Origin of the sequence: Halomonas llamarensis, assembly GCF_023555005.1 — a bacterium.
In the GTDB taxonomy this organism is placed as follows: domain Bacteria; phylum Pseudomonadota; class Gammaproteobacteria; order Pseudomonadales; family Halomonadaceae; genus Vreelandella; species Vreelandella llamarensis.
This window is the reverse complement of sequence record NZ_JAMJPJ010000039.1, coordinates 23,431-30,658: the sequence shown is the minus strand read 5'-3', so window position 1 is coordinate 30,658 and position 7,228 is coordinate 23,431. Positions and strand designations below refer to the sequence as shown.

Annotated in this window: 7 protein-coding genes and 1 rRNA gene; 2 read left to right on the top strand and 6 right to left on the bottom strand. The window is 55.1% G+C overall.

Going from position 1 to position 7,228, the window contains the following annotated elements:
* Positions 1-79: ribosomal RNA gene (gene rrf, locus M8006_RS18470) — 5S ribosomal RNA — on the top strand; the annotation flags it as partial.
* A gap of 114 nt (positions 80-193) precedes the next feature.
* Positions 194-1,537, top strand: a complete 1,344-nt coding sequence (locus M8006_RS15975) for a deoxyguanosinetriphosphate triphosphohydrolase (protein ID WP_250083929.1) — start codon at positions 194-196, stop codon at positions 1,535-1,537.
* Positions 1,538-1,547: 10 nt separating this feature from the next.
* Here the strand turns inward: M8006_RS15975 and M8006_RS15970 are convergent, their stop codons facing one another.
* From M8006_RS15970 to M8006_RS15945, 6 genes are all read right to left on the bottom strand, one after another.
* Entirely contained in the window at positions 1,548-2,459 is a 912-nt protein-coding gene (locus M8006_RS15970) for a nuclease-related domain-containing protein (RefSeq protein WP_250083927.1), read from the bottom strand.
* A gap of 57 nt (positions 2,460-2,516) precedes the next feature.
* Positions 2,517-2,891: a translation initiation factor Sui1 gene (locus M8006_RS15965; RefSeq protein ID WP_250083926.1), complete on the bottom strand. Its 375-nt coding sequence runs from the start codon at positions 2,889-2,891 to the stop codon at positions 2,517-2,519.
* 2 nt (positions 2,892-2,893) lie between these two features.
* Positions 2,894-3,616 (bottom strand): HAD-IA family hydrolase, encoded by a 723-nt coding sequence (locus M8006_RS15960; RefSeq protein ID WP_250083923.1) that lies wholly within the window; start codon positions 3,614-3,616, stop codon positions 2,894-2,896.
* A 177-nt stretch (positions 3,617-3,793) separates the two neighbouring features.
* On the bottom strand, positions 3,794-4,858 hold the full coding sequence (fba, locus tag M8006_RS15955; protein WP_250083922.1) for a class II fructose-bisphosphate aldolase: 1,065 nt from the start codon (positions 4,856-4,858) through the stop codon (positions 3,794-3,796).
* Between the two features lie 73 nt (positions 4,859-4,931).
* Positions 4,932-6,101, bottom strand: a complete 1,170-nt coding sequence (locus tag M8006_RS15950; protein ID WP_250083920.1) for a phosphoglycerate kinase — start codon at positions 6,099-6,101, stop codon at positions 4,932-4,934.
* Between the two features lie 40 nt (positions 6,102-6,141).
* The gene (locus tag M8006_RS15945) at positions 6,142-7,212 is read right to left on the bottom strand and encodes a type I glyceraldehyde-3-phosphate dehydrogenase (RefSeq protein ID WP_250083918.1); all 1,071 of its coding nucleotides are present in this window, start codon (positions 7,210-7,212) and stop codon (positions 6,142-6,144) included.
* Between the last annotated feature and the right edge of the window lie 16 nt (positions 7,213-7,228).

Here is a 7,228-nt window from a genome sequence, read left to right as displayed (position 1 = left end):
TGCCGAACTCAGTAGTGAAACCGCTCAGCGCCGATGGTAGTGTGGGGCCTCCCCATGCGAGAGTAGGTCATCGTCAGGCACTTATCCGAAAAATCCCCCCGGGCTCAGGCCCGGGGGGATTTTTTTTTGTTTTGGGGTATGGCGTTACCTGTCAGTTTTTTATGTCAGAATGTCATGTCCAAGGAGGAGTGACATGATACAGATGCACTGGGAGCAGCTGCTTTCACCACAGCGCCTTCATGATAAGCGCTTAGACAGCCATTTAGACAATACGCGTGAAATAGGCCGTAGTCCTTTCCATAAAGATCACGACCGTATTGTTTTCTCTGGCTCGTTTCGTCGTCTGGGGCGGAAAACTCAGGTGCACCCGCTGACAGAGAATGACCATATTCATACTCGCTTAACACATTCACTTGAAGTGGGTTGTGTTGGCCGTTCGCTTGGGATGATTGTTGGCGAATTGTTGCAAGAGCGTTTGCCCCCCTGGATCTCGCCGGCTGATCTGGGGGTGATTGTCCAGACGGCATGCCTTGGTCACGATATCGGCAACCCACCGTTTGGACATGCCGGCGAATATGCGATCCGTGACTGGTTTCAGCGCGCACAAGTGAGCGGCTGGCTCGATGGGCTCACACAAGCCGAGCGCAATGACCTACTGACTTATGAAGGCAATGCGCAAGGCTTTCGCGTAATTACGCAAATTGAGTACAACCAGTTTCAAGGTGGTATGCGCTTGACCACGGCAACGCTCGGTACGCTAGTAAAATACCCGTGGGCGGTAACTCACCGGAGTCAGGCGGGAAAGTTCGGCGCCTATCAATCTGAATTACCCCTATTGCGTGATGTCGCTAATGCGCTGGGCTTACTGCCGCAAGGAGAAGATCACTGGTGTCGCCATCCCCTTGCCTGGCTGGTCGAAGCGGCGGACGATATTTGCTACGCCTTGCTGGATCTTGAGGACGGTCTGGAAATGGGCATTCTGGGTTACGAAGAGGTAGCCGATATTCTTCAACATATCGCCGGTGAAGTGCCCGCGGAGTACGCGCAGATGCAGGCGCGCGGCGTTTCACAGCGGCGTTGTATCGCATTGCTACGCGGGGCCGCCATGGAGCGTGCAGTCAACGAAGTGGGTGCAGTGTTTGTGCAGCACGAACAAGCGTTGTTAAACGGCCGCTTAGATGCCGACTTATTGGAGCTTTGTCACCCCGATTTAGGTTGGGGGGTGCAGGCGGCGAAACAGCTTGCCCGCGAGCGAATCTTCCAAAATGAGCGCAAGGCCAAGCTAGAAATCGGCGCCTATACGACGCTGGGGATTCTCCTTGAGGCCTTCATTGGTGCTGCACATGAGCTCCATCAGGCGGGACAGTCATCGTTTAAACATCAGCGAGTACTAGCCTTGATAGGAGAAAACCGACCGCAGCGTGAGTGGCCGTTGTACGATAGCTACCGGCGTATGCTTGATTTTATCGGCGGCATGACGGATCACTATGCAGTGGATTTAGCTCAAGAGATGGGCGGTAAACTGAAAGGCGATTAAAGCCATGACGTTATACAGAGGGGTGGCGTAAGTGTTTAAGCTTCATCAAGCGCGCCCTTTCCAGCAGAAGATATATGACCTTGTCGTGGATGGCATCGCTTAGCTCGCCGGGTTTTAACTCGGCGAGTTGGCGTGACAGTGTATCGCCGCTTACAACGAGTATATCGTTAGCCGCATCGCGGGTATCGATCTCCCAACCGGGCAACACTAAGACGCCGCGAACCGGGACACGCAAACCACAGCGTTTTTCTAGCCACTGACTTAGCCACTGCTCCGCCTGACGCGTTTTATACAGAGGGCGGTGTTCTTGCCAGTGTGGAAAGCGTAGCCGCTCGCGCTCAACAAATACTTGGTTCAATTCGCGTCCATCTGAGCCAATAGCACGAGTACGTGCTCTGGTTTCCACCACAAATACGCCGTGAGGCGTGACGACCACATGGTCGATGGTAAAGCTATCAGTGGGCACGTCATGAAAAACATAGTAAGGGTGCGCGTCGGGGCGAATAAGGCGCTCAAGCTCCTGTCCAACGGCAAGGTCACACGCTAAGCCTAATTTTAATCGCCGAATACGCTGATAGTCGCGAATAAGAAGCAGCGAAAAAAGCAGTACCAACAGCGAACTTAGCAAGCCATAAAGAGCCCACTCGATCCAGTATTGCCGTGCGACGAATAGCATACGCCCCATGCCATAAACCAGCGGCGCTAAGCTGATGAGAGGTCCTAACGAGCCGTTTAAAAAGAGGCTGGAAAAGGCGTTATCGAGTCGGTTGCGCAGTGCTTGACCGGGGGCACATAGAAGGTGTGTGTCGAAAGGCGAATGAACACGCCCGTCGTGTAAGCTACGAAGCGCCAACACGATGCCGCCCATGGCGGCCATGGGGAAAAGAAAAATCAGTGGTAATAGGTATTCCAGCCAAACCATACCATTGCCTTGTCGGGTTGCGGCTAGTTGTCACCCTGAGGTTAAGAGGGAAATGTCTTAACCGCCAGCCAATTTGACGGTATAACCTAGGTCGGTCAGTGCCTGCTTTAGTATCTCACGCTGATCACCTTGAATTTCAATCACGCCATTTTTCACGGCACCGCCAGTGCCGCAGCGCTTTTTTAATCGTTTAGCTAAGGTGGTGAGCTCGTTTTCAGGCAGAGGAATGCCCGTTAACGTCGTTACGCCTTTGCCTTTGCGTCCGCTGGTTTCACGGCGAATGCGCACGATGCCATCGAGTGCGGCGATTCGTTGCTGTTCGGACAATTCCTTGCAACGGCATTTGTCCAGTGGTTCTCGGCATGTCGGGCACGTATCGCCTTGGTCAGTAGAGTAGACCAGCCCGCCGAGCTGATCACGTAATGAGGGCATAATTACGCTCCTTTTATGGTCGTGCTTTTAGCCGCCACAGCCTGCAAACTCGCGTTCGCGTCCCATTGTTGTCGCGTTAGATGCTCAACTATGGTGGGTAGCTGATGCATGCTGCTGATCATGATGGCCCCTTCCGGGGTTATTTCAGCGTCGGGGAAACGGTTCAGGTGAATGACGGTCATACCGGCTTCGAGTGCGGCTTGGACGCCAATTAGTGCATCATCAATTGCAATACAATCACGGGCAGCAAACCCCATAATGCTGGCAGCATGCAGATGTAAGCAGGGTTCTGGCTTCCAGCAATTGGCGGTATAGCCGCTAAATAGCCGTTCACCAAAATGCTCACTGAGCCCTGTCGTATGAAGGGCGGTACGAATTTTATTCTCTGGACCATTCGAAACCACGGCACTTGGATAGGCGGAAAGCTGATTCAGTGCTTCCCGGGCGCCGGGTATGGTCGTTAGCTTACTGGCCAAGCGCTCGGCAAGGTTCGCGCGCATGGCGCTTTCCATAATATTGAGCTGGTCGGCGGCCACCTCGCCATGACGTTTTTGTAACTCCGCAACAATGCGGCGAAAGCGGGCACCACGAAATTCGCCCATGTAGTCAGAAACAGCAAAGGGTAAGCCAATAGCATTCAGACCAATGGCCATTTCTTCTGCCAGCAATGGCTCGCTATCCACTAACGTTCCATCGCAATCAAACAGCAGAAGAGGCAAAAACATCGTAATTCCTTGCAACGCTCTAGGCGTGCTTATCGGACACAAAAGAGAAATGCGCGTACAGACATATTATTTTACGACGTTGGCGAACAGTGTTCTATCTCTTTCCCGCCCGCGTTGTTGGCCAAGCAAAAAAGGCAGCCACTTTGAGCTGCCTTTAAGAGCCGTCATTAAAGGTTGTTACGTCACCTTGGGATCGAGCTCGCCGCTTTCATAACGCCGGAACATCTCTTCGAGGTTGATCGGTTTGATCTTGGAGGCATTACCAGCCGTGCCGAAAGCCTCGTAACGTGCGATGCACAGATCGCGCATGGCCGAGACGGTTTCCTTGAGGAATTTGCGCGGGTCGAATTCCGCAGGGTTCTCGGCGAGAAAGCGACGTACCGCCCCGGTGGAAGCGAGGCGCAAGTCGGTGTCGATGTTGACCTTGCGTACCCCGTGTTTGATGCCTTCGACGATCTCTTCTACTGGCACGCCGTAGGTTTCGGGGATCTCGCCGCCGTGGCGATTGATCACATCAAGCCACTCCTGCGGTACCGAAGAGGAACCGTGCATCACCAGGTGCGTATCGGGGATGCGCGCGTGGATTTCTTTGATACGCTGGGTGGATAGCGTATCGCCGGTGGGTGGACGCGTGAACTTGTATGCGCCGTGGCTGGTGCCGATGGCAATGGCGAGTGCGTCCACGTGGGTGGCTTTGACGAATTCAGCGGCTTCTTCCGGGTTGGTTAACAGCTGCTCCATGTCGAGCTTACCTTCCGCCCCGATGCCGTCCTCTTCGCCAGCCATGCCGGTTTCCAGGCTACCCAAGCAACCCAGTTCTCCTTCGACGGAGACACCGCAAGCGTGCGCCATTTCCACCGTACGACGCGTGACGTCGACATTGTAGTCGTAGTCCATCGGTGTCTTGCCGTCTTCGCCGAGCGAACCGTCCATCATTACCGAGGAGAACCCTAGCTGAATTGAGCGCTGGCATACGGCCGGGCTCGTGCCGTGGTCCTGGTGCATGGCGACCGGAATATGCGGGAACTCCTCGACGGCCGCTAGAATTAAATGGCGCAGAAACGGTGCACCAGCGTATTTACGCGCACCGGCAGACGCCTGAATGATGACCGGTGAATCGGTCTTATCGGCGGCTTCCATAATCGCGCGCATCTGCTCAAGATTGTTGACGTTAAATGCGGGAATGCCGTAGCCGTACTCGGCAGCGTGATCCAGCATTTGGCGCATGCTGATTAAAGCCATAGGGACACCTTACTTTAGTTGTCTGTGTATATAATGATTTGTATGAATGCGTACGCGTGCAAACGATGACGTATTAACCGCGTTGGGCGGCGGCCTCTAGCGCGGCAACAGCAGGCAGCGTTTTGCCTTCAACGTATTCCAGAAATGCACCGCCACCGGTGGAAATATAAGAAACGTGCTCAGCGATGGTGTATTTATCAATGGCGGCTAGCGTATCGCCACCGCCCGCGATGGAAAAGGCCGGGCTTTCGGCGATGGCCTTTGAGATCACTTCGGTACCCTTGCCGAACTGGTCGATTTCGAACACGCCCACCGGGCCGTTCCATAAAATGGTACCCGCCTCTCTTAGTAGACTGGCCAGGTGCACGGCAGTCTCAGGGCCGATATCCAGAATCATTTCGTCATCGCCGACTTGGTCAACCGGCTTCACCGTCGCCTGCGCCGACTCAGAAAACTCGGTGGCCACCACCACATCGGTGGGCAATGGAATAGCGACTGTTTCCATTAGTGCTTTGGCCTGCGGAATCAAATCAGCTTCGTGAAGCGATTTGCCCACATTATAACCCGCTGCGGCGATGAACGTGTTGGCGATACCGCCACCCACAATGAGCTGATCACACGTCTTACAAAGCGCATTCAGCACGTCGAGTTTGGTCGATACTTTGGAGCCGCCAACGATAGCCGTCATCGGCCGTGTCGGGTTAGCTAGCGCTTTCTCCAGCGCTTCGAGCTCGCTCGCGAGTAAGGGGCCAGCACATGCCTTTGGCGCAAAGCGAGCAACGCCGTGAGTTGATGCCTGAGCGCGGTGAGCGGTGCCGAACGCGTCCATCACGAAAATATCGCACAGCGCGGCGTACTGCTTGGCAAGCGCCTCGTCGTCTTTTTTTTCGCCTTTGTTAAAGCGCACGTTTTCTAACAGGACGACCTCGCCATCGTTCAGTTCAAGGTGACTGCCTAGGTAGTCCTTTACCAGCTTGACGGGGCGTCCTAATAGCTCGCCAAGATGGGTGGCCACCGGCGCTAAGGAAAACTCCTCGGCAGGTTCGCCTTCCGTGGGGCGACCGAGGTGACTCATCAGCAGCACTTTCGCGCCAGCGTCAACGGCAGCTTGAACCGTCGGTAGCACCGCGCGCAGCCGGGCATCGCTGGAGACGCTGCCGTTTTTGACCGGGACGTTTAGGTCTTCACGAATCAGTACGCGTTGCCCGTTTAGCGGCAGGTCGGTCATTTTTTGCACGTTCATGCGAAGCTGTCCTCGTATTGATAGCGGTAAAGAAAATCGATCAGTTCGTTAAAGGCATCAAGCGGGGTTGTGGGCGGAGCGTCGCTAGGTGCAGACTGATATCCAGCATGCGGTTGGCAAACCCCCACTCATTGTCAAACCAGCAAAACAGTTTGACGAGCCGCGTGCCAGCGACACGGGTTTGGGTAGCATCGACGATGCCGGAGTGCGGGTCATGATTAAAGTCGATGGACGCCATAGGCGCCTCAGTGTAGCCGAGTACACCATTTAGCCGTGTTTGGCTCGCCGTTTGCAGCAGGTGATTGACCTCATGCGCATGAGTATCGCGGCGTACGGTGATGGCCATGTCCATGGCTGAGACGTTGATCGTGGGGACCCGCATGTGCAGGCATTCAAAGCGATCAGTAAGTGAGGGCATCAAGCGGCCAATACCGCGAGCAAGCCCAGTATCGACCGGTACAATCGACTGCATCGCCGAACGCGTCAAGCGCAGGTCGGTCTGGTGATACGCGTCAATGACGGGCTGATCGTTCATCGCCGAGTGAATGGTGGTGGTGACGCCGTGATCCACCCCGAGCGCTTCATCTAACACCGTGAGTAGCGGCACGAGGCAATTCGTGGTGCAGGATGCGGCAGAGAGAATGCGCTGCCGAGTATCCAGCGTGTCGTGATTGATGCCCCACACGATCGTGGCGTCGACGTCACTCTCCGCTGGCTGCGAGAAAAGCAGCTGCTTGGCCCCAGCCGCTAAATGCTGCTCTGCGGTGGCGCGATCCTTAAAACTGCCCGAGCATTCCAACACCAAGTCCACGTTGAGCGCGCGCCAAGGGAGCTTTGCTGGGTCAGGTTCGCTCAATACACGAATATACTGACCGTTGATGATCAGATGATCACCACCGTTTTCTTCTGCGTGTTCCACCGTGCCGGGAAAGCGCCCGTGGGTTGTATCAAAACGGGTTAGGTAAGCGATGGTGGCAAGATCAGAGAGTTCGTTGATGGCCACCACGTGAAGGTGGGGCAACTGGCGCTCCACCAGCGCGCGCAGCACGCACTGTCCGATGCGGCCGTAACCGTTAATGGCGATGCGGTAGGGGGCAACTGGCTCTCCCATGTCTCTCCTCAATTCG